At 63.5% G+C, this 26,443-nt stretch carries 25 protein-coding genes and 1 pseudogene; 13 read left to right on the top strand and 13 right to left on the bottom strand.

Annotated features, from left to right (window positions below):
* The first annotated feature begins 84 nt into the window (after window positions 1-84).
* The 4 genes from rplU (at window position 85) to proB (ending at window position 3,245) form a co-directional block, all read left to right on the top strand.
* The gene (gene rplU / locus L0U82_RS15860) at window positions 85-396 is read left to right on the top strand and encodes a 50S ribosomal protein L21 (protein WP_007180329.1); all 312 of its coding nucleotides are present in this window, start codon (window positions 85-87) and stop codon (window positions 394-396) included.
* Window positions 397-421: 25 nt separating this feature from the next.
* Window positions 422-682, top strand: coding sequence for a 50S ribosomal protein L27 (rpmA, locus tag L0U82_RS15855; RefSeq protein WP_008923994.1), 261 nt, complete (start codon window positions 422-424; stop codon window positions 680-682).
* A 246-nt stretch (window positions 683-928) separates the two neighbouring features.
* Complete coding sequence (cgtA, locus tag L0U82_RS15850; RefSeq protein WP_233832183.1) at window positions 929-2,056, top strand: Obg family GTPase CgtA; 1,128 nt, start codon at window positions 929-931, stop codon at window positions 2,054-2,056.
* Window positions 2,057-2,126: 70 nt separating this feature from the next.
* Window positions 2,127-3,245 carry a glutamate 5-kinase gene (gene proB / locus L0U82_RS15845; protein WP_233832182.1) on the top strand — a complete coding sequence of 373 codons (1,119 nt, stop codon included), beginning with the start codon at window positions 2,127-2,129 and terminating at the stop codon, window positions 3,243-3,245.
* Window positions 3,246-3,375: 130 nt separating this feature from the next.
* Here the strand turns inward: proB and L0U82_RS15840 are convergent, their stop codons facing one another.
* Together L0U82_RS15840 and L0U82_RS15835 are read right to left on the bottom strand one after the other, a co-directional pair.
* Entirely contained in the window at window positions 3,376-3,933 is a 558-nt protein-coding gene (locus L0U82_RS15840) for a CNP1-like family protein (protein ID WP_233832180.1), read from the bottom strand.
* Window positions 3,934-4,009: 76 nt separating this feature from the next.
* Window positions 4,010-4,738 (bottom strand): RNA pyrophosphohydrolase, encoded by a 729-nt coding sequence (locus L0U82_RS15835; RefSeq protein WP_233832179.1) that lies wholly within the window; start codon window positions 4,736-4,738, stop codon window positions 4,010-4,012.
* A gap of 304 nt (window positions 4,739-5,042) precedes the next feature.
* On the opposite strand from L0U82_RS15835, the gene L0U82_RS15830 reads away from it, so the two are divergent.
* On the top strand, window positions 5,043-6,779 hold the full coding sequence (locus tag L0U82_RS15830; RefSeq protein ID WP_233832177.1) for a proline--tRNA ligase: 1,737 nt from the start codon (window positions 5,043-5,045) through the stop codon (window positions 6,777-6,779).
* Window positions 6,780-6,791: 12 nt separating this feature from the next.
* Window positions 6,792-7,391, top strand: a complete 600-nt coding sequence (locus tag L0U82_RS15825) for a MarC family protein (RefSeq protein WP_233832175.1) — start codon at window positions 6,792-6,794, stop codon at window positions 7,389-7,391.
* Between the two features lie 207 nt (window positions 7,392-7,598).
* On the opposite strand, the gene L0U82_RS15820 is transcribed toward L0U82_RS15825, so the two are convergent.
* A complete protein-coding gene (locus L0U82_RS15820; protein ID WP_233832174.1) occupies window positions 7,599-8,150 on the bottom strand; it encodes a hypoxanthine-guanine phosphoribosyltransferase in 552 nt (183 codons plus the stop codon).
* A gap of 134 nt (window positions 8,151-8,284) precedes the next feature.
* Window positions 8,285-9,652 (bottom strand): signal recognition particle protein, encoded by a 1,368-nt coding sequence (gene ffh, locus L0U82_RS15815; protein ID WP_233832173.1) that lies wholly within the window; start codon window positions 9,650-9,652, stop codon window positions 8,285-8,287.
* Window positions 9,653-9,742: 90 nt separating this feature from the next.
* On the opposite strand from ffh, the gene L0U82_RS15810 reads away from it, so the two are divergent.
* From L0U82_RS15810 to L0U82_RS15780, 7 genes and pseudogenes are all read left to right on the top strand, one after another.
* Window positions 9,743-10,672, top strand: coding sequence for a cytochrome C assembly family protein (locus L0U82_RS15810; protein WP_233832171.1), 930 nt, complete (start codon window positions 9,743-9,745; stop codon window positions 10,670-10,672).
* 10 nt (window positions 10,673-10,682) lie between these two features.
* The gene (locus L0U82_RS15805) at window positions 10,683-11,009 is read left to right on the top strand and encodes a PP0621 family protein (protein WP_233832170.1); all 327 of its coding nucleotides are present in this window, start codon (window positions 10,683-10,685) and stop codon (window positions 11,007-11,009) included.
* Window positions 11,006-11,602, top strand: coding sequence for a 1,6-anhydro-N-acetylmuramyl-L-alanine amidase AmpD (ampD, locus tag L0U82_RS15800; RefSeq protein ID WP_233832169.1), 597 nt, complete (start codon window positions 11,006-11,008; stop codon window positions 11,600-11,602). Before L0U82_RS15805 ends, ampD begins: the two co-directional genes overlap by 4 nt.
* A 525-nt stretch (window positions 11,603-12,127) precedes the next feature.
* Complete coding sequence (locus L0U82_RS15795; RefSeq protein WP_233832167.1) at window positions 12,128-15,139, top strand: ribonucleoside-diphosphate reductase subunit alpha; 3,012 nt, start codon at window positions 12,128-12,130, stop codon at window positions 15,137-15,139.
* An 817-nt stretch (window positions 15,140-15,956) separates the two neighbouring features.
* Window positions 15,957-17,189 (top strand): ribonucleotide-diphosphate reductase subunit beta, encoded by a 1,233-nt coding sequence (locus L0U82_RS15790; protein WP_233832165.1) that lies wholly within the window; start codon window positions 15,957-15,959, stop codon window positions 17,187-17,189.
* An 87-nt stretch (window positions 17,190-17,276) separates the two neighbouring features.
* Window positions 17,277-17,592 (top strand): annotated as a pseudogene (locus L0U82_RS15785) (hypothetical protein).
* 33 nt (window positions 17,593-17,625) lie between these two features.
* Window positions 17,626-18,234 carry a histone H1-like DNA-binding protein gene (locus L0U82_RS15780; protein ID WP_233832162.1) on the top strand — a complete coding sequence of 203 codons (609 nt, stop codon included), beginning with the start codon at window positions 17,626-17,628 and terminating at the stop codon, window positions 18,232-18,234.
* Window positions 18,235-18,609: 375 nt separating this feature from the next.
* Here L0U82_RS15780 and L0U82_RS15775 read toward each other — a convergent pair whose 3' ends face one another.
* From L0U82_RS15775 to L0U82_RS15735, 9 genes are all read right to left on the bottom strand, one after another.
* Window positions 18,610-19,086: a glycine zipper 2TM domain-containing protein gene (locus L0U82_RS15775; RefSeq protein WP_233832161.1), complete on the bottom strand. Its 477-nt coding sequence runs from the start codon at window positions 19,084-19,086 to the stop codon at window positions 18,610-18,612.
* Between the two features lie 25 nt (window positions 19,087-19,111).
* Window positions 19,112-20,050, bottom strand: a complete 939-nt coding sequence (locus tag L0U82_RS15770; RefSeq protein ID WP_233832159.1) for a carbohydrate kinase family protein — start codon at window positions 20,048-20,050, stop codon at window positions 19,112-19,114.
* A gap of 97 nt (window positions 20,051-20,147) precedes the next feature.
* Window positions 20,148-20,648 carry a thiol peroxidase gene (tpx, locus tag L0U82_RS15765; RefSeq protein WP_233832157.1) on the bottom strand — a complete coding sequence of 167 codons (501 nt, stop codon included), beginning with the start codon at window positions 20,646-20,648 and terminating at the stop codon, window positions 20,148-20,150.
* An 82-nt stretch (window positions 20,649-20,730) separates the two neighbouring features.
* Window positions 20,731-22,236 (bottom strand): zinc-ribbon and DUF3426 domain-containing protein, encoded by a 1,506-nt coding sequence (locus L0U82_RS15760; protein ID WP_233832156.1) that lies wholly within the window; start codon window positions 22,234-22,236, stop codon window positions 20,731-20,733.
* 46 nt (window positions 22,237-22,282) lie between these two features.
* Window positions 22,283-23,185, bottom strand: coding sequence for a 50S ribosomal protein L11 methyltransferase (gene prmA / locus L0U82_RS15755; protein WP_233832155.1), 903 nt, complete (start codon window positions 23,183-23,185; stop codon window positions 22,283-22,285).
* 3 nt (window positions 23,186-23,188) lie between these two features.
* A complete protein-coding gene (gene accC, locus L0U82_RS15750; protein ID WP_233832153.1) occupies window positions 23,189-24,553 on the bottom strand; it encodes an acetyl-CoA carboxylase biotin carboxylase subunit in 1,365 nt (454 codons plus the stop codon).
* Window positions 24,554-24,668: 115 nt separating this feature from the next.
* Window positions 24,669-25,139: an acetyl-CoA carboxylase biotin carboxyl carrier protein gene (accB, locus tag L0U82_RS15745; protein WP_233832151.1), complete on the bottom strand. Its 471-nt coding sequence runs from the start codon at window positions 25,137-25,139 to the stop codon at window positions 24,669-24,671.
* Between the two features lie 78 nt (window positions 25,140-25,217).
* Window positions 25,218-25,673 (bottom strand): type II 3-dehydroquinate dehydratase, encoded by a 456-nt coding sequence (gene aroQ, locus L0U82_RS15740; protein ID WP_233832149.1) that lies wholly within the window; start codon window positions 25,671-25,673, stop codon window positions 25,218-25,220.
* 208 nt (window positions 25,674-25,881) lie between these two features.
* Window positions 25,882-26,430 (bottom strand): TlpA family protein disulfide reductase, encoded by a 549-nt coding sequence (locus L0U82_RS15735; RefSeq protein ID WP_233832147.1) that lies wholly within the window; start codon window positions 26,428-26,430, stop codon window positions 25,882-25,884.
* Window positions 26,431-26,443 lie beyond the last annotated feature (13 nt).

Below are 26,443 nucleotides of genomic sequence, written 5' to 3'. Positions count from 1 at the left end.
TTTGACCGAGCAGCTAACTCTATGTATAATCAACAGTTTCCGCGCGCGGTGCGTGGGAAAAATGAATACAGAGTGAGGTTCTCAATGTACGCGGTCATAAAAACCGGTGGCAAGCAGTACAAGGTTGCCGTCGGCGAAAAACTTAAAGTAGAACAGATACCGGCAGACATTGACGCAGAAATCACGCTCGACCAGGTTCTCGCAGTGGGCGAAGGCGAATCGATTAAGTTCGGTACGCCGCTGGTCAGTGGGGCTTCCGTCAAGGCTACCGTCGTGTCGCAAGGTCGTCACGCTAAAGTGACCATCTTCAAGATGCGTCGCCGGAAGCACTACCAGAAGCATGGCGGCCACCGCCAGAACTATACCGAACTGCGCATCGACGCGATCAACGCGTAAGCGCACCGGTTAAGGAGCAAATCAAATGGCACACAAAAAGGCAGGCGGATCGTCCCGGAACGGCCGCGACTCCGAATCGAAGCGCCTCGGCGTGAAGGTTTACGGCGGCCAGGCTATCAATGCTGGTGGCATCATCGTGCGTCAGCGCGGCACGCGTATGCACGCTGGTGAGAACGTCGGCATGGGCAAGGATCACACCCTGTTCGCGCTGAAGGACGGCCACGTCCAGTTCTCGACCAAGGGCGCAGCGAAGAAGCACACCGTTTCCGTCGTCCCGGCAGCCTGAGTTAAATCAGGCACGGGCTTCAGGACCGGAACAAGGCCCCGCGAAGTTTGCGGGGCCTTTTTTATTCTGGCGCGCGCTTTGACGCGCTATGACCGCGACGCCAGGCATGGCGTTGGCCGGCGCCTACGCTGCGTGGTCGATTGATCAACGCGCGACGCGCGCGGCAAAATAGCAGAATCCAATTGGCAGCATTCCTGCATCACATCGGCAACACAATCAGGCAGCACATACGGGACGGAGTTACGCATGAAGTTCATTGACGAAGCGAGGATTGAAGTCATCGCCGGCGACGGAGGGGATGGCAGCGCGTCGATGCGCCGCGAGAAATTCGTTCCGTTCGGCGGTCCCGACGGTGGCGACGGCGGCCGTGGCGGCAGCGTGATCGCGGTTGCGGATCGGAATATCAATACGCTGATCGACTACCGGTACGCGAAAAAGCACTTGGCTCGCAACGGCGAAAACGGTCGCGGCTCGGACTGCTATGGCAAGGGCGGCGACGATATCACGCTGCGCATGCCGGTCGGCACCACCATCACCGATATGGATACCGGTGAGCTGATCGCCGATCTGACCGAGCACAATCAGAGTGTGCAGATCGCCCAGGGCGGCGCGGGCGGCCTCGGCAATCTGCATTTCAAATCCAGTACGAACCGCGCGCCGCGTCAGAAGACCGATGGCAAGCCCGGTGAGCGCCGTATGGTGCGTCTCGAACTCAAGGTGCTGGCCGATGTCGGTCTGCTCGGCATGCCAAATGCCGGCAAGTCGACATTCATTTCGTCGGTGTCGAACGCAAAGCCGAAAATCGCCGATTACCCGTTCACGACGCTCGCGCCGAATCTCGGCGTGGTGCGGGTCGGGCCGAGCCGCAGCTTTGTGATCGCCGACATTCCGGGCCTGATCGAAGGCGCGGCGGAAGGCGCAGGCCTCGGTCATCAGTTCTTGCGACATCTGCAGCGCACCGGCCTGCTGCTGCACATCGTCGACGTCGCGCCGTTCGACGAGTCGATTGATCCGGTTGCGGAAGCGAAAGCGATCGTCAACGAACTGCGCAAGTACGACGAGCTGCTGTACCAGAAGCCGCGCTGGCTCGTGCTGAACAAGCTCGACATGGTGCCGGAAGACGACCGCGAAACACGCGTGGCGGCTTTCCTCGAAGGCTTCGGTTGGGACGGTCCGGTGTTCGAAATCTCGGCGCTCACGGGCCAGGGTTGTGAAAATCTCTGCTACGCGGTGTTCGACTACCTTGCCGAGCATTCCGACGCGCAGCGCGCGGCCGAAGCCGAAGATCTCGCCGCCGACGTGCGTTTCCGCGAAGGGCAAGCGGTGTCGGCCGCGGGCGGCGGCTCGAACAACGAGCCCGAGCCGCAGCAGTAAAAATTCGAGCGCCGGTGCCAGCGGCGGGCTGCCGGCATGCATCACGCGTCATCTTGGGAGACAACGCACAATGCGTTCCGTCATCGCAGATTCACGGCGATTGGTAGTGAAAGTCGGCTCGAGCCTCGTTACAAACGACGGGCGCGGCCTCGATCATGCAGCGATCGGCCGCTGGGCCGCGCAGATTGCCGCGCTGCGCGCGCAGGGCAAGGAGGTCGTGCTGGTGAGCTCGGGGGCGATCGCCGAGGGCATGCAGCGTCTCGGCTGGACAAAGCGTCCCCGTGAAATCGACGAGCTGCAGGCGGCCGCGGCCGTCGGTCAGATGGGGCTCGCGCAGGTATACGAAAGCCGCTTCGCCGAACATTCGATCCAGACCGCGCAGATCCTGCTCACGCACGCCGATCTCGCCGATCGCGAGCGCTATCTGAATGCGCGCTCCACGCTGCTCACGCTACTGCGCCTCGGAGTCGTGCCGATCATCAACGAAAACGACACCGTCGTGACCGACGAAATCAAGTTCGGCGATAACGACACGCTCGGCGCGCTGGTTGCGAATCTGATCGAAGGCGACGCGCTCGTCATTCTTACGGACCAACAAGGCCTGTTTACCGCCGATCCGCGCAAGGATCCCTCGGCGACGCTCGTCCAGCAGGCCGACGCCGGCGCGCCGGAACTCGAGGCGATGGCGGGGGGCGCTGGTTCGAGCCTGGGCCGCGGCGGCATGCTCACCAAGATTCTCGCCGCCAAACGCGCGGCTCATAGCGGCGCCAACACGGTGATCGCGAGCGGGCGCGAGGCGGATGTACTGATGCGGCTCGCGGCGGGCGAGGGGATCGGCACGCAGTTGATCGCTCGCACCGCGCGCATGGCGGCGCGCAAGCAATGGATGGCTGATCACTTGCAGGTGCGCGGTCATGTCGTAATAGACGATGGCGCGGTCGAGAAGTTGACCGCCGGTGGTAAGAGCCTGTTGCCTATCGGCATCGTCGGCGTGCAGGGCGCGTTTGCGCGCGGCGAGGTGATCGCTTGCCTGAGCGCGTCGGGACGCGAGGTCGCGCGCGGTTTGACGAATTACAGCAGTGCGGAAACCAAACTGATCCAGCGGCGCGCGAGCGGCGAAATCGAATCGGTGCTCGGCTATATGCTTGAGCCAGAGTTGATCCATAGGGACAACCTCGTGCTGATTTGAGATTTCGGGCAGCACGGGTGGATCGACCGTGAAAAGCCGATAAAAAAGCCGTTCCAGCGCAGGCCGGAACGGCTTTTTTCTCTTCGGAGTTGCGTACGTTGATCCGCACGCTTCCCCGCAAGTACCGCCTTCAGTGAATTTGCGACGTCCGTGTCCGCTTGTAGCGGATATTTTCGACAATCTCTTTCGCGCTGCCGGTCGGCATCTTGTTCGCGCACATATAGTCCTGATACAGCGCCGACTGGTATGCGTTCAGTGCACCGTCTTCGATACGCGAGAACTCAGTGGCGACCGTTGTATCCCAGCCGTCGTGATCCGCGTTCAGGCCGGCGTACTGGCGCCATTCATAGGTATCGCAGCGGATCCCCTGGTAATTGACGTTGCGCGCGCCGCTCGGGCTCACGACAACTACCGTGTAGCGCACCACGCCGTCGGTGCCGACGCTCACCGAGTTCTTGTCGATCGCAAACTGCAGCGGCGTGTTGCCGGAGACTTCGAACGGCAGCAGATTCGCTTCCGTCGGCAGTGGCGGCAGCGAGTCCACTTTGTTCTCAACCCAATTGGACTTGCGGTCCAGCAGGTACGTGAACGCGCTGTCGTCTTTATTGGTCGGTTTGCCGGCGCTCGAGCAGCCTGCCAGCAGGGCGCCAGTGGCGACGCACGCCACGGCGAGTACAAATGCTTTCAATATGATTCCCTCGAAACGGCGGCGCGGCCCGAAAGCCGCGCCAGAGAGAGGCAGCATGGGCAGCCGCCTGGAATGGTTAATCGCGCATGCCCGGGCGAACTAGCGGGATAGCGGCCTCGTCGGCCGTTTCACGCTCTCGCACGGGTCTTGCCGGCCCCCGCGCGCCGGAACCGCAATCCGGCACGACCAGCACATGTGTCGATGTCTCGACGGTAACCGAACTCACGGTAGCGACCATGGTTACTGTGGAATCCGGCGGGTTCTGCATTGACGGTGCTACCCGCGGATAACGCGACCCATGGTGCCCGCCAGGTTTTTCCGCACGCGGCGCAGGCCGGCGCATGAAACGGGATAGCTCCGTCAGCGCCAACTGATACACATCCCGCTTGAACTCGATCACACAGTCGAGCGGCACCCAATATTCGTTCCAGCGCCACGCATCGAACTCAGGGTGGTCGGTGGCGCGCAAACAGATGTCGCAATCGCGTCCTACCATCCGAAGCAAGAACCAGATTTGTTTCTGGCCGCGGTAATGACCGCGTACTTCGCGCTTGATGAACTTGTCAGGCACCTCATAACGCAACCAGTCGCGCGTACGACCGATCACCTTGACGTGCTCAGGAAGCAGCCCGGTTTCTTCGTGTAACTCCCGATACATCGCTTGCACGGGGGTCTCACCATATTTGATGCCCCCTTGCGGAAACTGCCAGGAATGTTCACGGAGCCGTTTGCCCCAAAACACCTCGTTGTGCGCGTTCAAGAGGATGATGCCGACGTTCGGGCGAAAGCCTTCACGATCCAGCATACAACCACCTTCGAATCCTTTAAAATTGCTTTGATTATAAACAGATAACGGACCCGACGCACCGAATCGAGGAAGATTGGAACGATTCGCCGCAACCGGCCGGGTTTGCGGTAGCCTGTCGGTTTTCCGTGCCTTATCCCTTGCGCGAAGGCTTTGCGCGGTGGTTTCGGCGCCGCTCGGGAGCAGCGTGCCGCCACAGTCGGCTGAAGCGCGCTGGCCCGGCGTCGGATCTGTATCGAGTTCCCCAAAACGTTTTCACCTTTTCGGGCGGTCCCACCGGAGCCGCCGCTTTTGGACAATCTGAATGAAAGCCTCCCGTTTCTTTATCGGCACCCTGAAAGAAGCGCCCGCCGACGCCGAAATCATCAGCCACAAGCTCATGGTGCGCGCGGGCATGATCCGTCGCGTCGCCGGCGGTATCTATAACTATCTGCCGATCGGGCTGCGTTCGATCCGTAAAGTGGAAGCGATCGTGCGCGAGGAAATGAACCGGGCGGGCGCCATCGAACTGCTGATGCCGGCCGTGCAGCCGGCCGAGCTGTGGCAGGAATCGGGCCGCTGGGAAAAGTACGGTCCCGAGCTGCTGCGCTTCAAGGACCGCAAGCAGGCCGACTTCGTGATGGGCCCGACGCATGAGGAAGTCGTCACTGACATCGCGCGCAATCAGATCAAAAGCTACCGTCAGTTGCCGGTGAACTTCTACCAGGTGCAGACCAAGTTCCGCGACGAAATCCGTCCGCGTTTCGGCGTGATGCGCGGCCGCGAATTCATCATGAAAGACGCGTATTCGTTCGACAAGGACATCGAGGGTCTGCGCGAGTCGTATCGCAAGATGTACGACGCGTACGTGCGCATCTTCACGCGTCTCGGTCTGGACTTCCGCGCGGTCGCGGCCGATAACGGCTCGATCGGCGGCAGCGGCTCGCATGAGTTCCACGTGATCGCCGAGACCGGCGAAGACGATATCGCTTATTGCCCGACCTCGGATTTCGCCGCGAACGTCGAAGCCGCCGAAGCGCTGCCGCTGATCGCGCAACGCGCGGCGCCGGCAGAAGAGATGAAAAAGACCGCGACGCCCGGCAAGGCGAAGTGCGAGGCGGTTGCCGAACTGCTGAACATTCCGCTCGAGCGCACGATCAAGTCGGTCGTGCTCGCCACCGAGAACGAAGGCGCGCCGGCGACCATCTGGTTGCTGATGCTGCGCGGTGATCACGATCTGAACGAGATCAAGGCGGCCAAGCTTGCCGGCCTCGGTAATTTCCGCATGGCGACCGAAGCCGAGATCATCGAGACCTTCGGCACGCCGCCCGGCTACCTGGGTCCGATCAACACGAAGAAGTCGGTCAACGTGATCGCGGACAGCACGGTCGCGAACATGAGCGACTTCGTGGTCGGCGCGAACGAGGTCGACTATCACATCACCGGCGTGAACTGGGGCCGTGATCTGCCGGAGCCGGTCGTTGCCGACATCCGCAACGTGCGGAAGGGCGATCCGTCGCCGGACGGCAAGGGCGTGATCGACATCTGCCGCGGCATCGAAGTGGGCCACGTGTTCCAGCTCGGCACCAAATACTCCGAGGCGATGAACGCAACCTGCCTCGACGAGACCGGCAAGCCGCGGCCGATGGAAATGGGCTGCTACGGCATCGGCGTCACGCGTATTCTCGGCGCCGCGATCGAACAGAACTTCGACGACAAGGGCATCATCTGGCCGGAGTCGATCGCGCCGTTCGAAGTCGTGCTGTGCCCGATGGGCTATGACCGCAGCGACGCGGTGCGCGAGCAGGCCGACAAGCTGTACGCGGAACTCGTCGCGGCCGGCATCGACGTGATCCTCGACGATCGAGGCGAGCGCCCGGGCGTGATGTTCGCCGACTGGGAGCTGATCGGCGTGCCGCATCGTCTGGTGATCGGCGAGCGCGGTCTGAAGGACGGCAAGCTCGAGTATCAGGGCCGGCGCGATTCTGAAGCGACACTGCTGCCGGTCGAGGAAGCCGCCACAACCGTGATCGGCAAAGTGCGCGCGGCGCTCGCGGGCTAAACGGAGCGGGCAGTGGAGTACACCTTCCTGTCCGCGACCGTGCTGCTGGTTCTGATTACCGATCCGCTAGGCAACATCCCACTTTTCATCAGCTGTCTGCGCGGCGTGGCGCCCGAGCGTCGCACGGTCGTCATCCTGCGCGAAGTTGCTATTGCGTTTGCGATCCTGCTGGTGTTCATGGTGCTCGGTCAGGGCTTTCTGCGCATGATGAGCCTGTCGGACCAGTCGCTGCGGATCGGCGGCGGGATCGTGCTGTTCCTGATCGCGCTGCGTATGGTGTTCCCGCATCCGGACGGTCCGTTCGGCGGCGACGCGCGTGGCGGCGAACCGCTGATCGTGCCGCTCGCGATTCCCGCGCTCGCGGGTCCGTCGGCGCTCGCGACGGTAATGCTGCTGACCTCGCAGGCGCCCGGCAAGACGTTCGAGTGGATCGGCGCGCTGACCGTCACGATGATCGTCTGTGCAATCGTGCTGATGCTGGCCGAGCGTATTCAGGCGTGGCTCGGCGAGCGCACGATGGCGGCTTTCGAGCGGCTGATGGGCCTCGTACTCGTGGCGATATCAGTGGAGATGATGCTCGGCGGTATCCGTTCTTTCGTACATCAGCTGTGATGCGGCAAGCGGTAGGCACATAAGCAAGCATGCCGCCGACGCAGCCATAAAAAAAGCGGCCACGCAGGCCGCTTTTTTTACGCCGGTAAAGAGGCGGGCAAAAGCCGGATCAATATCAAAACCAGCGTGCCGCGCGGTACGGGCATGGAGGGCCGCCTACGCTACGCAAAGCACTCACACCCACCTGCACGCTGATTGCGCGTTCGCTCAAGCCCCGTCGGTCAGCGCACGAATGGTCGGCAGGTTACGCCAATATCCCTTCGCATCCATCCCGCAGCCGAACACATAACGATCCGGCACTTCGAAGCCGCAGTAATCGGGACGCAGCGGCTTGGCCTTCGGAATGGTCTTCTCGCACAGCACTGCGGACAGGAAACGCTTCGCCCCCATCGCGAGGATGCGGTCGCGGATCGCGGCCATCGTTTCGCCTTCGTCGAGGATGTCGTCGAGCACGAGCACGACACGATCCTTGACCGACTCGGCCGGCGCGACACGCCACTGCATCTCATTGCTGCCTTGCGTGCTGTTGCGATAACGCGTCAGGTGGATGTAGTCGAATTCGAGCGGGAAATCGAGGTGCGGCAGCAGCATGCCGGTGAACACCGCGGCGCCGCCCATCACCGACAGCACGAGCGGGAAGTCCTCGCTCATCTCGTCGCGGATGGCGCCCGCCATGCGGGCGATCGACGCAGTGACGTCCGGAGCCGAAACGATCTCTTCGGAATGTTGAAAAATATGGAGGGCTTCTTCGCGGTTCATGACGTCTGACGGGCGATAACTGTATACATAGTGTGAATGGGCGCGCCCCGAAGGACGTTCCTGCGGCGGACGGCGGCACGCGGTACAGAATAAACCCGCGCGAGTCCGAAGTCAGCCGCGCCGTCCCATCAAGCTTAGCGCATGCCGGGCATCATGCCCTTCATACCGCGCATCATCTTCTGCAGGTTGCCGCCCTTGAGCTTTTTCATCATCGTGCGCATCTGCTCGTACTGGTTCAGCATCCGGTTGACCTCCTGCACCTGCACGCCCGCGCCCGCGGCGATGCGGCGCTTGCGAGTCGCCTTGATCAGTTCGGGCTTGGCGCGCTCGGTCGGGGTCATCGAATTGATGATGCCTTCCATGCGGCGCATCTGCTTTTCCGCCTGGCTCATGTCGGCGCCGGCCGCGGCCTGCTGGAACTGCGCGGGCAGTTTGTCCATCAGCGACGACAGGCCGCCCATGCCTTTCATTTGCGTGAGCTGCGCGCGGAAATCGTTCAGATCGAAGTCGCCGCCCTTCTTGACCTTGTCGGCGAGCTTCTGCGCGGCTTGCACGTCGACGCCGCGTTGCGCTTCCTCGACGAGCGCGAGGATGTCGCCCATGCCGAGAATCCGGCTCGCCATCCGGTCCGGGTGGAACACTTCGAGACCGTCGAGCTTTTCGGCGACACCGACGAACTTGACCGGCTTGCCCGTCACGTGACGCACCGACAGCGCCGCGCCACCGCGCGAGTCGCCGTCGAGCTTGGTGAGCACGACGCCGGTGAGCGGCAGCGCATCGCTGAACGCCTTCGCTGTGTTGACCGCGTCCTGACCGAGCATCGCATCGACGACGAACAGCGTTTCGGCCGGCTTCAGTTCGGCGTGCAGCGCGGCGATTTCCTGCATCATCGCTTCGTCGATACCGAGACGGCCGGCCGTGTCGACCAGCAGCACGTCGTGGTAGTGGCGCTTGGCCCAATCGACCGCGGCGCGCGCGATGTCGACCGGCTTCTGGTTCGGCTCGGACGGGAAGAAGTCGGCGCCGACCTGCTCGGTCACCGTTTTCAACTGCGCGATAGCGGCGGGACGATAGACGTCGCACGAAACCGTCAGCACCTTCTTCTTGTACTTCTCGCGCAGCAGCTTCGCGAGCTTGCCGACCGTGGTCGTCTTACCGGCGCCCTGCAAACCCGCCATCAGGATGATCGCGGGCGGCGTGACCGCGAGATTGAGCTCGGATGCCTTGCCTTCGTAATCGCCGCCGATCACCGCGGTCAGCTCGCGCTGCACCACGCCGACGAGCGCCTGACCCGGCGACAGGCTGCTGATCACTTCCTCGCCGAGCGCCTTCTCCTTGACCTTCGCGATGAACTCGCGCACGACGGGCAGCGCCACGTCGGCCTCGAGCAGTGCGAGACGCACTTCGCGCAGCATTTCCTGGGTGTTGGCCTCGGTGAGCCGGGCTTCGCCGCGCAGCGTCTTGACGACGCGCGCCATCCGTTGAGTCAGATTGTCGAGCATGGGGAGCGATGAGCGGTGCGGCCCCGGGCAGCGCGCGAAGTACCGAAGTACAAGACGTCGCGGAGTAGGGGCCTAGTGTAAACTTCGAATATGGATATTGTACTGTATGCCCTCACCGCGCTTCTCTACGGCGGCCTTGCCGTGGCCGGGTGGCGCTCGCACCGGCACGCGGCCGTGCGTCCGCTGCTCGAGAGCGTGCCGCCTCTGCCCGCCGGCGGTGCACCGGGCGCCGGCGTTTCGGCGGCCTCCGGCATGAGCGCGCCGGGGCGCGCGCTGCTGTTCGTCGCGCTGCTCGCGCACGGCGTGCTGCTGCACACCACGATCTTCCCTCAGAACGCGATGGTGTTCGGCTTCGCGTTCGCACTGTCGGCGATGTTCTGGCTCGGCGCCGGCATCTACTGGATAGAGAGCTTCTTCTTCCCGCTCGATGGCTTGCGGCTGCTCGTGCTGCCGCTCGCATGCGTCGCTTCGCTGCTGCCGCTCGCGTTCAACGGCGTGCGCGTGCTGCCGTACGCGGCCGCGCCGATGTTCAAGCTGCACTTTCTGATCGCCAACATCGCGTACGGTCTGTTCGCGATCGCGGCGTTGCACGCGGTGCTGATGCTGGCGGTCGAGCGGCGTTTGCATTCGATGCGCGGCGGCCTCGCGCAGCGTCATGCGGCAGCAGCCGGCAACGGCTGGTGGTCGAGCTGGCTCGACACGCTGCCGCCGCTGCTCACGCTCGAAAAGCTGTTGTTCCGCCTGATCGGCGCCGGCTTCGTGCTGCTCACGCTGACGCTCGTCTCCGGCATTCTGTTTAGCGAGCAACTGATCGACCGTGCATTGCGGCTCGATCACAAGACCGTGTTCGCGATTCTTTCGTGGGTGATGTTCGGCGCGCTGCTGACCGCGCGCAAGGTATCCGGCTGGCGCGGCCGTGCGGCATTGCGCTGGGTGCTGGCCTCGTTCGTCGCGCTGTTGCTCGCGTACGTCGGCAGCCGTTTCGTTTTCGAGGTGCTGTTGCACCGGCCTGTAGTGTGAGCGTGTCTCCATGCGACAAATCTTTTTGCTGATCTTGCTGTTCATCGTCGGCCAATGGCTCGTGAAGGCGCTGCGCCGTCACGACGCGCAAACCGCGCAGCGCACCGGCTCCGGTGCGCAGGACGGCCGTGGTGCGAATGGTGCCGCGAACGGCGGTGCCCGTGGGGCGAGCGGCGCCAGTGCGCCGCCGCAGCTCGCCGAGCCGATGATCCGCTGCGTCGAGTGCGGCGTGCATGCGCCGAAGAGCGATTCGGTCAGTGTGGCAGGCCAGGTGTTCTGCTGCGCCGCGCACGCGCAGCGCCACGGCGCGCGTCCGTCGGGACGTGACGCCCGATGAGCGAAGCGTTCACCGTCGATCCCGACGGTTGGGTTCCCGCCGCGCGCAAGCTCCCGTCTCCGAACTTCGAGGCACGGCCGCAAGGCGCGGTGCCGACGCTGATCGTCGTCCACAACATCAGCCTGCCGCCGAACCAGTTCGGCGGCACCGCGATTGCCGAGCTGTTCCAGAACACGCTCGACTGCGACGCCCATCCCTACTACGACACCCATCTGCGCGGCGTGCGCGTGTCCGCGCATTTCGTGATTCTGCGCGACGGTGCGCTCGAACAGTTCGTGTCGTGCAACGAGCGCGCGTGGCATGCGGGGCCGTCGAATTTTTTCGGCCGCGAGCGCTGCAATGATTTCTCGATCGGGATCGAGCTCGAGGGCAGCGACACCACTGCCTTCGAGGCGGCGCAATACCGCACGCTCGCCGCGCTCGTCAGCGCGCTGAACTCGCACTATCCGATCGATGCGCTCGCCGGCCATTCCGACATCGCGCCGCTTCGCAAGACCGATCCCGGTCCACATTTCGAGTGGTCACGGCTGCAACGCGAGACCTCGCTCGACGCTCGGTATTTCCCCTATCTCAAGTTTTCCGATACCCGCTAATCGCCGTTCGTCTGAATTCGTGTGAAGTGCGCGGAACGAGGCGTGGCCTGCTTCCGCGGGGAGAGCGCATGCGCGCCGCGCGAGCCAAAAGTCAATACGTCAGCAGCAAATAAAACGATTTGACCTGTCTCGAATCTCCACTATACTTGGTGCCACAAACACGGTTTTGCACTACATCTTGTGTCATCTGTGCATAACCATGTGAATAACTGAGTGTATAAGTCCGCGGCGCCCCGCTCCCCGAGTACGGCGCCGCAAGCATTCCAGGCCAGCTAAAAAAATTCCTGGGGCACGGCCGGTAGGGGATCTCCGGCGGCATCCAGCAGCATTCGGGAAAGGACCAGCCAGTGATCGCGACATACCCGATGAAGACCGACATCAAATCGAATCAGGCTTCCTCGTACTCGCATCCCGCCAACCGGCTCAGCGGGCTTTCCCGCACCTCATCGCTCGCGCTCGCGGAGGCGCGGCGTTCGATTTAATCCGCGGCACTCGCCGCCATTTCCAAGACCAGGAGCTTTGCACATGCAAACCACCGACAACGTGACGACCCGTTACGAGGGCTCACCGACTGGCCATGCGTTCGGCCAGACTCAGGGCACGCAGGCGCTCGCCCCGCAAGCGAGCTACGCCGACTACAAGGTGATCCGCCGCAACGGCAGCGTAGTGTCGTTCGAGCCGTCGAAAATCGCGATCGCCGTGACGAAGGCGTTCCTCGCCGTCAACGGCGGGCAGGGCGCGGCGTCGGCGCGAGTGCGCGAACTGGTCGAGCAACTCACGCAGAGCGTGGTGCGCGCGCTGCTGCGCAGCCGCCCGAACGGCGGCACGTTCCATATCGAAGACATCCAGGATCAGGTCGAGCTCGCGCTGATGCGTGGCGGCGAACACAACGTCGCGCGTGCGTACGTGCTGTACCGCGAGAAGCGCAACCAGGCGCGCGCGCATGATGACCACACCGAGGCCGCCAGCACGCCGGGTCTGAACGTGACCGACAACGGCGTGACGCGCCCGCTCGACATGGCGGCGCTGCGCGGCATCATCGAGTCCGCGTGCGCGAACCTGGGCGACGCGGTGAGCGCCGAGCCGATCGTCGCGGAAACGGTGAAGAACCTGTACGACGGTGTGCCGATGAGCCAGGTCTACGACTCGGCCATCCTCGCAGCCCGCACGATGATCGAAAAGGATCCGGCGTACAGCCAGGCCACCGCGCGCATCCTGCTGCACACGATCCGCCGCGAGATCCTCGAAGAGGAAGTCACGCAAGCCGAAATGGGCGAGCGCTACGCCGAGTACTTCCCGCAGTTCATCAAGCGCGGCGTGCAAGCCGAGCTGCTCGACGACAAGCTGCTGCAGTTCGACCTGAAGCGCCTCGGCGCCGCGCTCGACGCGAACCGCGACCTGCAGTTCGGCTACCTCGGCCTGCAGACGCTGTATGACCGCTACTTCCTGCATCACGACAACGTGCGTATCGAAATGCCGCAGGCATTCTTTATGCGTGTCGCGATGGGCCTGTCGCTGGGCGAGATCGACCGCGAAGCGCGCGCGATCGAGTTCTACAACGTGCTGTCGAGCTTCGACTTCATGAGCTCGACGCCGACGCTGTTCAACTCGGGCACGCGCCGCTCGCAGCTGTCGTCGTGCTACCTGACCACGGTCGATGACGACCTCGACGGCATCTACGAAGCGCTGAAGGAAAACGCGCTGCTGTCGAAGTTCGCCGGCGGTCTCGGCAACGACTGGACGCGCGTGCGCGCGCTCGGCTCGCACATCAAGGGCACCAACGGCAAGTCGCAGGGCGTGGTGCCGTTCCTGAAGGTCGTCAACGACACGGCGGTCGCCGTGAACCAGGGCGGCAAGCGCAAGGGCGCGGTGTGCGCGTACCTCGAATCGTGGCACCTCGACATCGAGGAGTTCCTGGAGCTGCGCAAGAACACCGGCGACGACCGCCGCCGCACGCACGACATGAACACCGCGAACTGGATTCCCGACCTGTTCATGAAGCGCGTGATGGAAGGCGGCGACTGGACGCTGTTCTCGCCGTCCACCTGCCCGGACCTGCACGACAAGTTCGGCGCCGCGTTCGAAACGGCTTACACGGCTTACGAAGACAAGGTCGCGCGCGGCGAGATCAAGCTGTTCAAGAAGATCCCGGCGGCGCAACTGTGGCGCAAGATGCTCGGCATGCTGTTCGAAACCGGCCATCCGTGGATCACGTTCAAGGATCCGTGCAATGTGCGCTCGCCGCAACAGCACGTCGGCGTCGTCCACTCGTCGAACCTGTGCACGGAAATCACGCTGAACACCAGCGACACCGAAATCGCCGTGTGTAACCTCGGCTCGGTGAACCTCGTCGCGCACCTGAAGGAACAGGCCGACGGCACGCTCGCGCTCGACCACGACAAGCTGAAGCGCACGGTCAGCGTCGCGATGCGCATGCTCGACAACGTGATCGACATCAATTACTACGCGGTCGCCAAGGCGCGTAACTCGAACCTGAAGCACCGCCCGGTCGGCATGGGCATCATGGGCTTCCAGGACTGCCTGCACATGCTGCGCACATCGTACGCGTCGGCCGAAGCGGTCGAGTTCGCCGACCGTTCGATGGAAGCGGTCTGCTACTACGCGTACTACGCGTCGACCGAACTCGCCGAGGAGCGCGGCCGCTACTCGAGCTACCGCGGCTCGCTGTGGGATCGCGGCATCCTCCCGCAGGATTCGGTGGCGCTGCTCGCCGAAGCACGCGGCGGTTATGTCGAAGTGGATTCGAGCGAGTCGATGGACTGGCCCGCGCTGCGTTCGCGCATCGCGACCTACGGCATGCGCAACTCGAACTGTATTGCGATCGCTCCGACCGCGACGATCTCGAACATCATCGGCGTGTCGGCGTGTATCGAGCCGACCTATCAGAACCTGTATGTGAAGTCGAACCTGTCGGGCGAGTTCACGGTGGTCAACGACTACCTGGTGCGCGACCTGAAGGCACGCGGCCTGTGGGACGAAGTGATGGTCGCCGACCTGAAGTACTTCGACGGCACGCTGTCGCGCATCGACCGCATCCCGGCCGACCTGCGCGCGATCTACGCGACCGCGTTCGAAGTCGATCCGGTGTGGCTCGTCGAGGCGGCCTCGCGTCGTCAGAAGTGGATCGACCAGGCGCAGTCGCTGAACATCTACATGGCGGGCGCGTCGGGCAAGAAGCTCGACGAGATCTACAAGCTCGCATGGCTGCGCGGCCTGAAGACTACCTACTACCTGCGCACGATGGCGGCGACGCACGTCGAGAAGTCGACGGTCGCGCACGGCGCGCTGAACGCGGTGAGCTCGGGGTCCGAGGGTTCGGGTAACGCAGGCGGCGCGGCCGGCGGCTTCGGCGTGAGCGGTGCGGCGGGTGGATCGGCGGGTGGCTTCCAGGCTGCCGCGGCTGCTGCTGCCGCATCGACGGCGATTGCAGTCGATGCAGCACCTGAAGCCGACGGTCCGGTGTGCATGATGCGTCCGGGCGACCCTGGCTTCGACGAGTGCGAGGCTTGCCAGTAAGTAGATGGCAAGTGTCGGGAGCGGTGCTTGCTAACAGTGCGGGATGGTAGGTGATGACCCGCATCCAGCGAGCGGCGCGTCCAACACCGATGAAGTAGAGGCAGGCCGATGAGCGGCGAGCGGGATCGAGGTCTCGCTGCTCATCGGTGCAACGAAGCGGTACAGCAGTCAGCAGATCGCGGTTGGCAGGTCGCAATTAGCAGGTCGCAATTTGCAGGACGCAGTCGGCGGCAGTCGGCAACATCAGGTGAAGCGCGCAGCGCGCACGGCATCGCACCTGAAGGGCACGTCGATCGACCCGTAGCGCAACGGCTAGAGATGGATCGAGCGATGCCAGCGCGACAGGCGAACTGCAGATGAGCAGCAGAAGAGCGGCAGGTTGCGCGACGAAGTGAGCAGCATCGGCGGCCACATGCATCGCACGACACCGCATCGAACTTCAGTCGCTCACGGCGACCCGCGCCAGCATCAGAACAGCCAGCGCGTCTCGCCGCCAGGCGTCGCGATGAGCAACACGCGGCACGAGTGGAAGCGCCAGCAAGTACGACAGCCAGGCATCGAACGCACTGCGCAACACAGATAGATAGAGCAGCGAAACGTCACGACGCAACGTTGCTCTTCGACTTCGCGAAGCACCTCGGCAACGCATCTTCAACACGCATTCGACACGCTTCACTCGACGCATCACACACAGTCCGTCGAACAAAGTGTTGTATGAACGTAGCAACGCGAATCGAAAACAGGATTTTTCGCGAGCGAACTCTTTTATCGCTCGTGAAAAGATGGTACAAACCGTTCTAAATTGATGGTGACATTTATGCTCAACTGGGATGACGAGATCACTGCCGTAACTCCCTCGAGCGCGACGCAACCGAACGTGTTGCGCAACGCTGCGGGGTCGGCTGTGGATTCGCAAATCGGAACGCGTTCCGCTCCCCATGCTCTCTCGGCGCAAGAAGTCTTCGCGAACGACATCGCTGTCGCTCCCGCTGCTCATGTTGCCAACCCGGTTGCCAACGCGGCTACTTCCGAAGCGCGCGTCAATGTCGCCGACAAGCGCATCATCAACGGCCAGACTGACGTCAATCAGCTGGTGCCGTTCAAGTACAAGTGGGCCTGGGAAAAGTATCTGGCCGGTTGCGCCAACCACTGGATGCCGCAGGAAGTGAACATGTCGCGCGACATCGCCCTGTGGAAAGACCCGAACGGGCTGACCGAGGACGAGCGCCGCATCGTCAAGCGCAACCTGGGCTTCTTCGTGACGGCGGATTCCCTGGCCGCCAACAACATCGTGCTGGGTACCTATCGCCACATCACGGCGCCCGAATGCCGCCAGTTCCTGCTGCGCCAGGCATTCGAAGAGGCGATCCACACGCACGCTTATCAGTACATCGTCGAGTCGCTCGGTCTCGACGAGGGCGAAATCTTCAACGCGTATCACGAGGTTACGTCGATCCGCGCGAAAGACGAATTCCTGATTCCGTACATCCACGTGCTGACCGACCCGGCCTTCAAGACCGGTACGCTCGAAGCAGACCAGACGCTGCTGCGCTCGCTGATCGTGTTCGCCTGTGTGATGGAAGGCCTGTTCTTCTACGTCGGCTTCACGCAAATCCTGGCGCTCGGCCGTCAGAACAAGATGACCGGCGCCGCGGAGCAGTATCAGTACATCCTGCGCGACGAGTCGATGCACTGCAATTTCGGCATCGACCTGATCAACCAGATCAAACTCGAAAACCCGCATCTGTGGACCGCTGAGTTCCGCGCGGAAATCCGCGAGATCTTCCAGCAGGCCGTCGAGCTCGAATATCGCTACGCTGAAGATACGATGCCGCGCGGGGTGCTCGGCCTCAACGCGTCGATGTTCAAGAGCTATCTGCGCTTCATCTGCAACCGCCGTTGCCAGCAGATCGGTCTCGATCCGCTGTACCCGAACGAGGAAAACCCGTTCCCGTGGATGAGCGAGATGATCGACCTGAAGAAGGAGCGCAACTTCTTCGAGACGCGAGTGATCGAATATCAGACTGGCGGCGCGCTGTCCTGGGAGTAAACCGGGATTCGTGTCGCGGATGGTTTCATTGATGGGGATGCCGCCGGCAGAGGCCGCGGCAGCCTGGGTTAGGAGCAGAACGGCCTGATGCAAAGCGTGCCCGGTGCCTTGACGGCCCACAAACATGACAGGCACTTTGCGAACCCTTCAGTGGGATGGGCAAACTTCCCCCCGGAAAAAGCCGCTGGCGTAGTCGCCGGCGGCCCGATCAAGCAATTGCCGGCGTCGATAGTCGACGCCGACCAGATCTGGCGCGCGGTGCCTCGTGGCACGGCGCGCCTTACCGCATTCATTAGCGTAAGCGCGTTGCACCTGCGTACGCCGATGAATAGCCCGCTTCGTAGCGCGCGCCATGAAAAGCGTCCCGCGGGAAGCGGGTTTTGACGAAGGGTGTGTAGTTTGAACTGACCTCATCAAAAACCTGAAGGAGAAAATGATGGCAACTGCAAAGAAAGCCGCGGCTAAAAAGCCCGCAGCAAAGAAGACCGCAGCGAAGAAAGCTGCTCCGGCCAAGAAAGCCGCTCCGGCCAAGAAGGTCGCTGCCAAGAAAGTCGCAGTGAAGAAGGTTGCGGCCAAGAAAGTAGCAGCGAAGAAGGTTGCTGCGAAGAAGGCAGCTCCGGCGAAGAAAGCGGCAGTGAAGAAGGTCGCGGCTAAGAAAGTAGCGGCGAAAAAGGCAGCACCGGCGAAGAAAGCGGCAGTGAAGAAGGTCGCGGCCAAGAAGGTTGCTGCGAAGAAGGCACCGGCGAAGAAGGCCGCAGCTAAGAAGGCAGCACCGGCGAAGAAGGCCGCTGCTAAAAAGACCGCTGCCAAGAAAGCCGCGCCTGCGAAAAAGGCTGCTGCCAAGAAAGCTGCACCTGCCAAGAAGGCTGCCGCGAAGAAGGCCGCTGCGCCTGCGAAGAAGGCTGCCCCTGCGAAGAAGGCTGTCGCCAAGAAGGCTGCCCCTGCTCCCGCTGCGCCTGCTGTCTCGAGCGCACCGGCGGCGACGGTGAAGACCGCGCTGAACCCGGCAGCGGCATGGCCGTTCCCGACGGGCAGCCGTCCGTAAGCAGTAAAAGTACTTCGGCACATCGACAGATGTGTCTGATGACCGGGTCGTGCTCGAGTTGTGAGCGAGCCGCCCGGTCAATGTCCCGTTACCGGTTTTCCGGTAGCGGGATTTTTTTTGCCCGGCTTTTTGCCTGGCCTCGTCGCGATGAGGCGAGCGTGAAGTGACAGTGAAGCGAGTCCGGTGGCGGTTCCCGATCGACGAAGCGTGCGCGCGAATAGCACGCAAGCATCATCCGGCGCGCGGACAAAAAAACACGCATGGACCCGTGAGGGCGCATGCGTGTGAGGTCGTCGTCGCGGCGCGGAAAAGAACGACGCGCGGCCGCGCGAGAGGGGAAATCCGTGAGTGTCGGTAGGTGCCTGCGAGTGCCCGTTAATGAGTCACGCGCGTGACGCCGCCGCTCGACAGCAGCCGGACGCGATCGCCGGCGCGGAACACCTCGCCAGTGGAAGTCTGGGTGATCGCACGCATGTCGCCGTTGTCGAGCCGCACGGTGATCTCGAGGCCGTCGCGCATCGCGACGCGGTTCTCGACCGCGTTGCCGGCGACTGCGCCGCCGATGCCGCCGACGATCCCGGTGGCGACCGAACCGCGGCCGCCGCCGATCGAGCTGCCGGCGAGCGCGCCGAGCGCCGCGCCGCCGAGTGCGCCGACGCCGCTCGGCTGGCCGTTGTTCGAGCTGATCCGCACTGCGCGTACGCTATCGACCGTGCCCATGCGAACCGTCTGTTCACGTTGCGCTTGTGACGCGGTGAAGACGTCGGGAGAACTGCTGTTGACCGCACACCCCGACATGGCCAGCGAACCGGCGATCAAGGTGGCGACGATCAGGCGACTCGTTGTTCTCATTCCAAACCTCCCATAGCTCGCGATATCACGGCAGGTCGTATCCGAAGGCCTGCTTGAACCGCTCGTTGATCTCCGCCCGGCTGGGCGAGTAGTTTTGCGGGCCTTGCTGCTCGATTTTCAATGCACCCATCAGACTGGCGAGGCGGCCGGTAGTCGCCCAGCCCAGTCCATTCTCGATACCGTACAGCAAGCCGCCGCGAAATGCATCGCCGCAACCGGTGGGGTCGAGTACCTGCTTCGCCTTGACCGCGGGAATCTCTTCGATGCCGCCGCCGTGATGGATCTGCGCACCGTTTTCACCGAGCGTGATGATCAGTGCGTCGACCTTGGCGGCGATCTCTTCGGTCGACCAGCCGGTCTTGTTGCTCACCAGCCTGGCTTCGTAGTCGTTGACCGCAACATAAGTAGCAAGTTCAATGATGCGCCGGAGTGTCTCGCCGTCGAACAGCGGCAAGCCCTGGCCCGGATCGAAGATGAACGGCACGCCCGCGGCCGCCAGTTGCTCGGCGTGCTGCACCATGCCGTCGTAGCCGTCCGGCGCGACGATGCCGAGCGTGATGCCCGCCACTTCGTCGGCGCGATTCTTATGCGATTGCATCATCGCGCCCGGATGGAACGCGGTGATCTGGTTGTTCTCGAGGTCGGTCGTGATCATCGCCTGCGCCGAGTAGGTGTCGGGTACGACGAGCACGTTCTCGGTCGACAGGCCGAGCTGCGCGAGCCGATCCATATAGAGCTGCGCGTCGACTGCGCCGATCGCGCCCATGATACGTGCGTCGCCGCCCAGCAGATTCAGCGCGTAGGCGATGTTGCCCGCGCAGCCGCCGAACTCGCGGCGCATGGTCGGCACCAGAAAGCTCACGTTCAGGATGTGGACCTGCTCCGGCAGGATGTGCTCCCGAAAGCGGCCTTCGAAGGTCATGATGTTGTCGTAGGCGAGCGAGCCGCAGATGAGCGTAGCCAAGGCGAGCGTTCCTGTAAAAAAGCGATGGAAAAATGGCGCGACGATGCGACGGCGCCGCGCGTGAAAGCGCGGCGCCAGGGGCTCGTGCGCGTGAGGCTTACTTCAGCGCGGCGAGCGCTGCGTCGTAGTTCGGTTCGTTCTTGATTTCACCGACCAGCTCGGCGTGCACGACCTTGTCGTTCTCGTCGATCACGACGACCGCGCGCGCGGTCAGGCCGGTCAGCGGACCGCTCGTCACGTCGACGCCGTATGCCTGCGCGAACTCATGGCCGCGGAAGGTCGACGCCGTCACGACGTTTTCGATACCTTCGGTCGTGCAGAAGCGCGACGCGGCGAACGGCAGATCGCCCGACACGACGATCACGGCCGTGTTGGTGAGCTTCGCAGCGGCTTCGTTGAACTTGCGCGTCGAGGTCGCGCAGGTCGGCGTGTCGAGGCTCGGCACGATGTTGAGTACCTTGCGCTTGCCGGCGAAGTCGGCGAGCGACAGCGGCTTCAGGTCCTTGCCGACCAGCGAGAACTCGGCGGCCTTCTGGCCCACCGACGGGAACGTGCCGCCTACTTCGATCGGGTTGCCACCCAGCGTGACTTGACTCATGTTGTGCTCCGAAATTGCGTCAGTAAATGACAGTGAAACGGACATTGAAGCGCCCGCTCGGAGGCGGGCGCGTGAGGGCGCGTTACGGATAAAAAATCTGTACGCGGAAATTCGACGCGATCGCGTTGCCGGTGTCGAGGTGCACGATCATCGTCTGCGTCGCGTGAGCGGGCAGACCGGCCGCGATCACGGTGCCGGGTGGCACGTAATCCTGCGGCCACAACACGCGCCGCACCGCGACGTTGTTCTGATCGTCGAGCAGCGTGAGTTCGATCGCCGGATAAGCGAGCGCGATGTTCAGGCGATTGTGCAGCGGCATCTTCAGCTCGAGCTTGTGCGGGCCGTCGACCTGCCGCAGATCGGACGGCTCGACGAGCAACCCGTCGATGTCGTGCGGCGGCGTCAGCTGGCAGCCCAGATACCCGCACACCTTCGCATAGAGCACCTGCGAGCGCGGCATCGCGACCTGCACGGCTTCGCGCTGCCACCACGCGAGCTGCGCGAGCAATGCGATCACGAGCAGTACCGCGAGCACCACGCCGGCCGCGAGCAAGCCGACCCGGCGGCCTTCGGCGGGACGCGGCTCGCGCATGATCGGGAACGGATCGGCGCCGTCGTTGACGGGCTTGACCGAGAACGGTTCGCCGGGCGCCGCCGCGGGTCCGAAGCCGCCGGGCGGGCGTGGGCCCGCAGGGCCGCCTGGGCCGCCCAGGCCACCGCCGGTATCCGGGCTGGCAGCCGCGGCGCCTGCGCTTGCTGCTGCGGTGTAGCGAGTCGAACCGGCGCTGCCTGTGCCGAAGCGCGGCTCGTTATCGGGGATTCCATACAATTTCGCGCGCTCGCCGAGCACGGGTTCATCCAGCGTCGATGAAGCCGTGCGTTCGGCCTTGTGCCATACGCGCGGTGCTTCGTCGGCGGCGGGCGCTGGCGTGACAGGCGCTGCCGTCGCCGCTGTCACAGGCGATGCGGCAAATCGGTTCGCGGACGATGCCCCCGGTGCTACCGCAGCGGCGGGCGGTTCGTCAGCCGGCTCATCGGCGGGATAGGCGAATGGTTCGAGCGGCGCGTCGGTCAGCGTCGGTTCGTGATCGGCGGGCAGGGGGGCGGTGAAGCCGCCGGCGGGCAATTCAGGCTCGGTCGCCGTGCGCGGGGTGGGCGCGGCAGACGCTGCGCTGTCGTTGCCACCGAGCGGAAGCGGCGCAAGCGGCATGTGGACCGCGTTGTCGTGCAGACGCTCGTCGAGCATGCTGGCCGGTTCGCGGCGAGGGGTATCAACTGAAGCCTGGTCGGCGCTGTAGGCCGCCGCGCCAGCGCCAGGTTCCGCGGCCGGCGTCCACGGATCCCACGCGTCGCCGCTGAAATCAGGACTCTTCTGCCGCACACCCGACAGCGCTTCGATCGCCGCCGCGGCGGCCACCGGTTTGGCCTTCGAGAAATCGCCGCCGTCGGTGACGTCGAACAGGCTGCTCGACGCGTCGAAGACTTCCTGGCAATGCCCGCAACGCACGAGACCGCGGCGCTGTGCAAGCTGCGCCGGTTGCAGGCTGAAGACAGTTTCGCAGAAGGGACAACGCGTCGCCAGGAGCATATTGAGCCGTTAAGCCGGGGGCGGTTGGTTGACGATACGCCTTATTCTAATGGCTTTCGCGGCGCGTTCCCGTCAGGCACACCCAACCTTCGTGTTCGCGCCATACGCCGATGTCGATCCAGCGCGCGTACACCTGCGCGACTTCGTCGGCCTGGCGCGCGAGAATGCCCGACAGCGCGATGCGTCCGCCCGGCTTGACCTTCGACACGAGCATCGACGCCATCAGCTTCAGCGGATTGGACAGGATATTGGCGACCACCACGTCGAATTCGCCGGCCGGACATTCGTCGGGCAGGCCGTAGGTCACATCGGCGCGATTGCGCTCGCTGTTGTGACGCGCCGATTCGACCGCTTGCGGATCGATATCGATGCCGATCACCGGGTTCGCGCCGCACTTCTTCGCGAGAATCGCGAGAATGCCGGAGCCGCAGCCATAGTCGAGCACCGACTGGCCGGCTTGTACCGATTGCTCGATCCACTCCATGCACAGGCGCGTGGTCGGATGGCTGCCGGTGCCGAATGCGAGGCCCGGGTCCAGTTCGAGCACCAATGCGTCGGGGTCCGGCGCGTCGTGCCACGACGGCACGACCCAGATGCGCTCGCCGATCTGGATCGGATCGAATTGCGACTGCGTGAGCCGCACCCAGTCCTGCTCTTCGACTTCGCGCACGGTAAAGGCCGGCGCCGCGTCGAGTCCCACCTCGTTCGCCGCCGCGGTCAGCAGCAGCGCCGGGTCGTGCTCAGGCGCGAGCAGCGCGATCACACGCGAACGTTGCCATGCGGTGCGATCCGGCGTGAGACCGGGTTCGCCGAACAGCGGCTGCTCATCGGGCGTGTCGGCGTCGGCGTCTTCAACCGACACGGACAGCGCGCCCAGTTCGAGCAGTGCGTCGGAAAATTCCTCCGCGTGCTCGCGCGCCAGTTCGGCGACCAGTTCCCGGTAGCTCATGACTTACGCTTCTTCCGCGACCTGCTGACGCGCGGCCAGCCGGTTTTCGAGGTAGTGAATGCTGGTGCCGCCTTCGACGAACTTCGCGTCGAGCATCAGTTCGCGGTGCAGCGGGATGTTGGTCTGGATGCCTTCGACCACCATTTCCGACAGCGCGATGCGCATGCGCTTGATCGCCTGTTCGCGCGTCGCGCCGTAAGCGATCAGCTTGCCGATCATCGAATCGTAGTTCGGCGGCACGAAATAGCCGTTGTACGCATGCGAGTCGACGCGGATGCCGGGGCCGCCCGGCATGTGCCACGACGTCAGGCGTCCCGGCGAAGGCGTGAACTTGAACGGATCTTCGGCGTTGATCCGGCATTCGATCGCATGGCCGCGGAACTGGATGTCGCGCTGACGGAACGCGAGCTTTTCGCCGGCCGCGATACGGATCTGCTCCTGCACGATGTCGACACCCGTGATCAACTCGGTGACCGGATGCTCGACCTGCACGCGCGTGTTCATCTCGATGAAGTAGAACTCGCCGTTTTCATACAGGAACTCGAACGTGCCCGCGCCGAGATAGCCCATCTTCTTGCACGCATCCGCGCAACGATCGCCGATCCGGTCGATCAGACGGCGCGCGATACCCGGCGCCGGCGCTTCCTCGATCACCTTCTGGTGGCGGCGCTGCATCGAGCAGTCGCGCTCGCCGAGCCACACCGCGTTCCTGAACGAGTCGGCCAGCACCTGGATTTCGATGTGGCGCGGGTTCTCGAGGAACTTCTCCATATAGACCTGCGGGTTGCCGAACGCACGGCCGGCTTCTTCGCGGGTCATGTTGACCGCGTTCACGAGCGCCGCTTCCGTATGGACCACGCGCATGCCGCGGCCGCCGCCACCGCCGGCCGCCTTGATGATGACCGGGTAACCGACCTGGCGGGCAATCTTCACGATCTCTTTCGGATCGTCCGGCAACGCGCCTTCCGAACCCGGCACGCAGGGCACGCCGGTCTTGATCATGGTCTGCTTGGCCGTGACCTTGTCGCCCATCATGCGGATGGTTTCCGGACGCGGGCCGATGAAGGTGAAGCCGGACTGCTCGACGCGCTCGGCGAAGTCGGCGTTCTCCGACAGGAAGCCGTAGCCGGGGTGTATCGCTTCGGCGTCGGTGACTTCCGCCGCGCTGATCAGCGCCGGCATATTCAGATAGCTCAGATTCGACGGTGCCGGGCCGATGCAAACCGCCTCGTCGGCGAGCTTCACATATTTGGCTTCCTTGTCGGCTTCTGAATAGACGACGACCGTCTTGACGCCGAGTTCGCGGCAGGCTCGCTGGATACGAAGCGCGATCTCGCCACGATTGGCAATGAGGATTTTTTCAAACATAGCAGGTTTTCGACTCATCAATGGGCGCCGGGTCGGTCACGACGCGGCTGCCGCAGAGGATCGGTCGCGCGCCTCGGGATCAACGGCGCGCGGGCGGCGAACTCTGGTTGCCGCGTTAGCCGACCACGAACAGCGGTTGGCCGTACTCGACCGCCTGACCGTTTTCGACGAGGATTTCCTTGACCACGCCGGACTTGTCCGACTCGATCTCGTTCAACAGCTTCATCGCTTCGATGATGCAGATGGTCTGGCCTTCCTTGACCGTGTCGCCGACCTGCACGAACGGATCGGCGCCAGGTGACGGCGCGCGGTAGAACGTGCCGACCATCGGCGAAGTCACGACATGACCCTGCGGCGCGGCGGCAGCGGGCGCCGCCGGTGCGCTCACCGCGGCCGGGGCTTCGCCGGCGAAGGCCGGGGCTGCCTGCGGGTACGGCGGAGCGGCGTAGGTGGCGGACGGTTGCACGTAAACCGGCGGCGCATTCTTGACGATGCGGACCTTGCCTTCGCCCTCGGTCACTTCGAGTTCGGAAATACCGGACTCCGAGACGAGGTCGATCAGAGTTTTGAGTTTACGTAGATCCATCAGGTTGCCCCTTTCAATGCGTAGTGTGCCGGCGTGTGCAGTCGCGCAGTAGCCGGCTCAAATTGGACGTGTTTGGATTCAGCCGCGTGACGAGCCGGCCGCGAGCCGGTCGAGCGCGAATTCGAGTGCGTACACATACCCCTTCCAGCCGAGGCCGCAAATCACGCCCTCAGCCTGGTCGGAGAAATACGAGTGATGCCGGAACGATTCGCGGCGATGCACGTTCGACAGATGAATCTCGACGAACGGGATGCCGATCCCCGCCAGTGCGTCGCGAATGGCCACGCTCGTGTGCGTGTACGCGGCGGGATTGATCAGAATGAAATCGGTCTTTTCGGTGCGGGCGGCCTGGATGCGGTCGACCAGCGCGCCTTCGTGATTGCTCTGGAACGACGCGAACTCGACGCCTGCGCTGGCGGCGCGCTCGGCGAGCGCCTCATCGATCTGCGGCAGGGTCACGCGACCGTAGACCTCGGGTTCCCGGGTGCCGAGAAGGTTGAGGTTGGGCCCGTGCAGTACCAGCAGTCGCGTCATGGTCGCTTCTTTTTCCGTGGAATTGCGCGCACTTTAGCGCTGATTAGAGAAACTTGTCTAGTTTCGCGCGCGTACGCGGCACCCGCCGGCGTGATCCGACGAGGTGCCGGGAACTGATCTTCACTCAAATTCGCGGAATTCCCGCGCATTTCTACTCGTTCTGCGCGGAATCTGACGTCAAAGGAAGCGGCAACGGAAAATGCCGAATTTATAGCGCGTCGAGGGTCTGTTTGAGCGCCGTGGGGTCGATCTGGCCCAATTTTGTCGAGCGAATGTTGCCTTTTGCGTCGATCACGACGGTAAACGGCAGGCCGCCCGCATTGTTGCCGAACGCCCGGGCGAGATCGGCGCCGCCGAAGCCGGTCACGTAGATCGGATACGCCACCTTGACCTTCTGCAGGAACGTCTGGATGTTCTTTTCCGAATCGACGCCGAGGCCGACGAACTGGATACCTTTCTTCGCATACTCGCGTTGAATCTGCGACAGCGCCGGCATTTCCTCGACGCACGGCCCGCACCATGAGGCCCAGAAATTCACGACGACCGGATGGCCCTTGAGGATGCTGAGCGACTGCGGCTTGCCGTCGACCGTGGTGACCGGCGCCGCCCACAGTTGCTGCACCGCGCCCTGATGCGTATCGGGTTGCGCCGCGTACGCGACGTCGGAATCGCGATTGACCCAGTGATTGGCCATCAGCCCGCCGCCTGCGGCGGCCAGTGCGACGACCGCGCCCGCCAGAATCCGTCTCGTGTTCATTGTGGTCTGTTCA

Source organism: Paraburkholderia sp. ZP32-5 (genome assembly GCF_021390495.1).
Classification (GTDB): domain Bacteria; phylum Pseudomonadota; class Gammaproteobacteria; order Burkholderiales; family Burkholderiaceae; genus Paraburkholderia.
The sequence above is the reverse complement of the archived record's forward strand: the minus strand, read 5'-3'. Positions and strand labels throughout refer to the sequence as shown.

Excerpts from the sequence above, each read along its gene's own strand:
- rplU (WP_007180329.1), top strand. The coding sequence starts at position 85 with ATGTACGCGGTCATAAAAACCGGTGGCAAGCAGTACAAGGTTGCCGTC.
- rpmA (WP_008923994.1), top strand. The coding sequence starts at position 422 with ATGGCACACAAAAAGGCAGGCGGATCGTCCCGGAACGGCCGCGACTCC.
- cgtA (WP_233832183.1), top strand. The coding sequence starts at position 929 with ATGAAGTTCATTGACGAAGCGAGGATTGAAGTCATCGCCGGCGACGGA.
- proB (WP_233832182.1), top strand. The coding sequence starts at position 2,127 with ATGCGTTCCGTCATCGCAGATTCACGGCGATTGGTAGTGAAAGTCGGC.
- L0U82_RS15835 (WP_233832179.1), bottom strand. The coding sequence starts at position 4,738 with ATGCTGGATCGTGAAGGCTTTCGCCCGAACGTCGGCATCATCCTCTTG.
- L0U82_RS15830 (WP_233832177.1), top strand. The coding sequence starts at position 5,043 with ATGAAAGCCTCCCGTTTCTTTATCGGCACCCTGAAAGAAGCGCCCGCC.
- L0U82_RS15820 (WP_233832174.1), bottom strand. The coding sequence starts at position 8,150 with ATGAACCGCGAAGAAGCCCTCCATATTTTTCAACATTCCGAAGAGATC.
- ffh (WP_233832173.1), bottom strand. The coding sequence starts at position 9,652 with ATGCTCGACAATCTGACTCAACGGATGGCGCGCGTCGTCAAGACGCTG.
- L0U82_RS15810 (WP_233832171.1), top strand. The coding sequence starts at position 9,743 with ATGGATATTGTACTGTATGCCCTCACCGCGCTTCTCTACGGCGGCCTT.
- L0U82_RS15805 (WP_233832170.1), top strand. The coding sequence starts at position 10,683 with ATGCGACAAATCTTTTTGCTGATCTTGCTGTTCATCGTCGGCCAATGG.
- ampD (WP_233832169.1), top strand. The coding sequence starts at position 11,006 with ATGAGCGAAGCGTTCACCGTCGATCCCGACGGTTGGGTTCCCGCCGCG.
- L0U82_RS15795 (WP_233832167.1), top strand. The coding sequence starts at position 12,128 with ATGCAAACCACCGACAACGTGACGACCCGTTACGAGGGCTCACCGACT.
- L0U82_RS15790 (WP_233832165.1), top strand. The coding sequence starts at position 15,957 with ATGCTCAACTGGGATGACGAGATCACTGCCGTAACTCCCTCGAGCGCG.
- L0U82_RS15780 (WP_233832162.1), top strand. The coding sequence starts at position 17,626 with ATGGCAACTGCAAAGAAAGCCGCGGCTAAAAAGCCCGCAGCAAAGAAG.
- L0U82_RS15775 (WP_233832161.1), bottom strand. The coding sequence starts at position 19,086 with ATGAGAACAACGAGTCGCCTGATCGTCGCCACCTTGATCGCCGGTTCG.
- tpx (WP_233832157.1), bottom strand. The coding sequence starts at position 20,648 with ATGAGTCAAGTCACGCTGGGTGGCAACCCGATCGAAGTAGGCGGCACG.
- L0U82_RS15760 (WP_233832156.1), bottom strand. The coding sequence starts at position 22,236 with ATGCTCCTGGCGACGCGTTGTCCCTTCTGCGAAACTGTCTTCAGCCTG.
- prmA (WP_233832155.1), bottom strand. The coding sequence starts at position 23,185 with ATGAGCTACCGGGAACTGGTCGCCGAACTGGCGCGCGAGCACGCGGAG.
- accC (WP_233832153.1), bottom strand. The coding sequence starts at position 24,553 with ATGTTTGAAAAAATCCTCATTGCCAATCGTGGCGAGATCGCGCTTCGT.
- accB (WP_233832151.1), bottom strand. The coding sequence starts at position 25,139 with ATGGATCTACGTAAACTCAAAACTCTGATCGACCTCGTCTCGGAGTCC.
- aroQ (WP_233832149.1), bottom strand. The coding sequence starts at position 25,673 with ATGACGCGACTGCTGGTACTGCACGGGCCCAACCTCAACCTTCTCGGC.
- L0U82_RS15735 (WP_233832147.1), bottom strand. The coding sequence starts at position 26,430 with ATGAACACGAGACGGATTCTGGCGGGCGCGGTCGTCGCACTGGCCGCC.